The 2,989-nt window shown below is 32.6% G+C and carries 3 protein-coding genes and 1 pseudogene; all 4 read right to left on the bottom strand.

The annotated features are described in order from the left end of the window. Positions 1-1,039 (bottom strand): annotated as a pseudogene (locus ABDZ93_RS20015) (hypothetical protein); the annotation flags it as partial. Positions 1,040-1,344: 305 nt separating this feature from the next. Further along, positions 1,345-1,812 (bottom strand): hypothetical protein, encoded by a 468-nt coding sequence (locus tag ABDZ93_RS20010; protein ID WP_343828287.1) that lies wholly within the window; start codon positions 1,810-1,812, stop codon positions 1,345-1,347. 14 nt (positions 1,813-1,826) lie between these two features. Then, positions 1,827-2,639, bottom strand: a complete 813-nt coding sequence (locus ABDZ93_RS20005; protein WP_343828285.1) for a hypothetical protein — start codon at positions 2,637-2,639, stop codon at positions 1,827-1,829. 84 nt (positions 2,640-2,723) lie between these two features. Beyond that, entirely contained in the window at positions 2,724-2,888 is a 165-nt protein-coding gene (locus ABDZ93_RS20000) for a hypothetical protein (protein WP_157450968.1), read from the bottom strand. Positions 2,889-2,989 lie beyond the last annotated feature (101 nt).

The following is a 2,989-nucleotide window of genomic DNA, read 5'->3' as shown; positions in this document are numbered from 1 at the left end:
CAGCCACTATGCCTTTTAATATGTTTTTAGATATGTTTTTATATACCCCATTTTCATAAACGTAAATTAAAGGGTTATTACTGCTTATATCCCCCACAGTTACATAATGCAGTGTATCTTGAATACATTCTATTAAAATACCTTGATTTACTATTTGCTTTTTATTCTTTTCATTAATACTGATCCATGGGGCATAAAGCCATTCTATTTTATCAACTTCTTTTAGAAACTCCTCTTTAGTATGCCCCTCTTCGATATAATCCGTTACGTCCCCTTTTTCTTTATCTGAAATAGTTATAACTTTTATTCTATGTGCATATTTTCTTAATTTATTTTCTATTTCTGTGCCATAATTCTTGCCTACTTCGTCATTATCCGAAAGTATTACAACATTTGCACCTCTGAAACAACTACAATATTCTTCAATCCATTTCCCTTTTCCCGCTCCGTGACTCCCAGTAGTAGCGACTAACCCCAATTTATTTAAGGTGTCACAATCTTTTTCACCTTCACATATATAAACGGTGTATCCGTTGCCTATAGACTTTATAAGTTTAGGTAAATTATATAGTGATGGTTTTTGTTCAAAGAAAATCTTCTTCTTTGCTGCAGGTCTATGTTTCATTGAAAATGCATTTGAACCTTCAAAGGTTTCACTATATTCACCATAGTTCAAACCCCAAACTATACTACCATCTACATATCTTTTTTGAGAAAATTTCTTATTTTTAAATCTTATCTTTTCAAATAGTAATGCTCCATGTTCGTCAGTGTATTGATAAGCTGCAATTATATTTGGATCACTTTCTTTCTTTTCGCAAGTTGTCCCTACATCTGCAAAAGTTAGACCTACTTCTTTTAAAATAGCATCAATTTCACATCCAGCATGACAGTACATAACAATCCTATCAGCTACTTTATCATGCTTAATTGATAATGATGCATTTTTATCTTTATGTGAAGGACACATACACTGAGCCTTATCTCCATTCCTTGATTTTACTGTAAATTTATTTAATACATTTTCATAATCTACCATAACGTATCATTCCTTTGTTTCATATATTTAATGCAACAAAAAAGCCTTCTAGGTATTGAATTCACCTAAAAGACTTGAAATTTACATGCTCATTTGATACAATACACCTATAAATGTATATAGATATATTGTAAAAACAAGTTCTCTCAAAAGTCGTTAGGGTATCGGCATATACCTTATTGATATACTGATTAAAATGTTAGCAGCACTTTAATCAGATGACAGAGGACTTTTTTTATTTTACTATGTTTTTATTATAAAGCATGAAAATCTAATATGCAAATATTACCTGATTTTTTTGTTGTTTAAAGAAAATATTGGGGTTTATCTTTACTTGGAGTGAAGTCCCCGCCGTGGTCTTCTGGTGGAACATAAGATCCCGCTCTCAACCTATTTAAAACCCCTTTTTGAACCTCTTTATCTATAAGCCCTTTTAATTGAGTTATTTTCATTTTAGAAATCTCAAAATCCTTATTATATGCAAAATCTATCCAGTCCCCATCTAATCCTTCAATTCTTAATTCTTCACTTACTGCAAACCTTTGTTTTTTCTCTTCTAGTTCCAAATTATCACTTTTTAACTTATCTAGTTTATGGCTATACTCTTCGTTGAATTGAGCCATAAAAGTATTTTTAAAGGCTTCCATTTGTTTTTCTATAATTTCATTGATTTTAAATTCATTTTCCCCGTCAGTTTTGACATCCTTGGAGGGAATGTTATTTTCCCCTCCTGGATTATCAATTAGCGGAGTTGTATTCTCTAACTCTGCCATATCCGTATCACCTACTAACTAAATTTTACATATGCCATATATGAACTTTCATTTCTTAATTCAGTATATCCATATTTTACAATACCTCTAACTCCATCACCAAAGTAATCTTGTAATCTTACTGCCTCAGCATCACCACTTAACTGCATTGCGTAACCAGTACCACTTTTGTGGGTTAATATGACTTGATTAAGTGGATTATCAGCCTTACATATCAAAGTTGTTCCGTTTATTGTAGCGCCTTCCACAATTCCATTTTCAAGTACTGTATATTCATTAGTAAATCTTTCATCTTTAGCTAGTAATGCCAAGTAATCTGGGGGGATAATGAAATATCTATCCGTTAAAGGAACTTTATTCTTATTAGCCATTGTATTTAAGTCTACTAAAAACTCATATGCATTTGATTTATTTACAAGCTCTTCTGTTCCTACAGCTCCAATCGTGTTTTCAGGGCTGATATTGTTCACTATGAACCCTATAACCTCCTGGTCTACTTCTTCCCCTAATACTCCACTTTGTTCCTTTGTAACTGAATTTAACACATCGTTTTTAGTTTGTACTGCATCACAATCGTCTATCATAAAAGCATAATACTTTTGGTTCGGGAAAGTCATTTCAACTTTAGTAGTTGCGACTGCACTCCATTCTATTTTCTGACCTGTAGTATATTGTTTCCATGCGCCTGGGGCTATTCTATTAAATACTACTTTCTCACCTTTTTTCTCCACTGGGGGGGTTGTTATAATGCCTACGAAAGAACTATCATGAAAGTTTTCCATAATGGAATCTTCCCATAGGGTTGGTTTATAATTTTCTATTGCCATTGTTTATCTCTCCTTTTAAGTGCTATAATTAGCACTGTTATTAAATTCTTTGTTAAGAGTCTGCATGTTCGAGATGTAGGCTCTTTACTGCTTATACTTTTTAATTCTTTCTTCATCCAATTGTTTATCAAGCCATTCGGAAATTTCTGGGAATTCTTCTTTGTGACTAAGAACATAATCGGTAACTCTTTTACTCAATTCCTCGTCTACCTCTGTACCATCTTCATATATAAATGAATTAACTGGCATGTCTACCCCTCCTTTTCTAGCTTTTCATGTATACAAAGTTTAATGTATGCGGTTACTGATAAGCCAAGATCATTGGCTTTATCCTTAATGATGGTATGTAA

The organism is Clostridium subterminale, assembly GCF_039521425.1.
GTDB lineage: Bacteria > Bacillota > Clostridia > Clostridiales > Clostridiaceae > Clostridium_J > Clostridium_J subterminale.
This window is presented reverse-complemented; position numbering and strand designations above follow the sequence as displayed.

Coding starts and splice junctions, on each gene's coding strand:
- ABDZ93_RS20010 (WP_343828287.1), bottom strand. CDS start 1,812: ATGGCAGAGTTAGAGAATACAACTCCGCTAATTGATAATCCAGGAGGG.
- ABDZ93_RS20000 (WP_157450968.1), bottom strand. CDS start 2,888: ATGCCAGTTAATTCATTTATATATGAAGATGGTACAGAGGTAGACGAG.
- ABDZ93_RS20005 (WP_343828285.1), bottom strand. CDS start 2,639: ATGGCAATAGAAAATTATAAACCAACCCTATGGGAAGATTCCATTATG.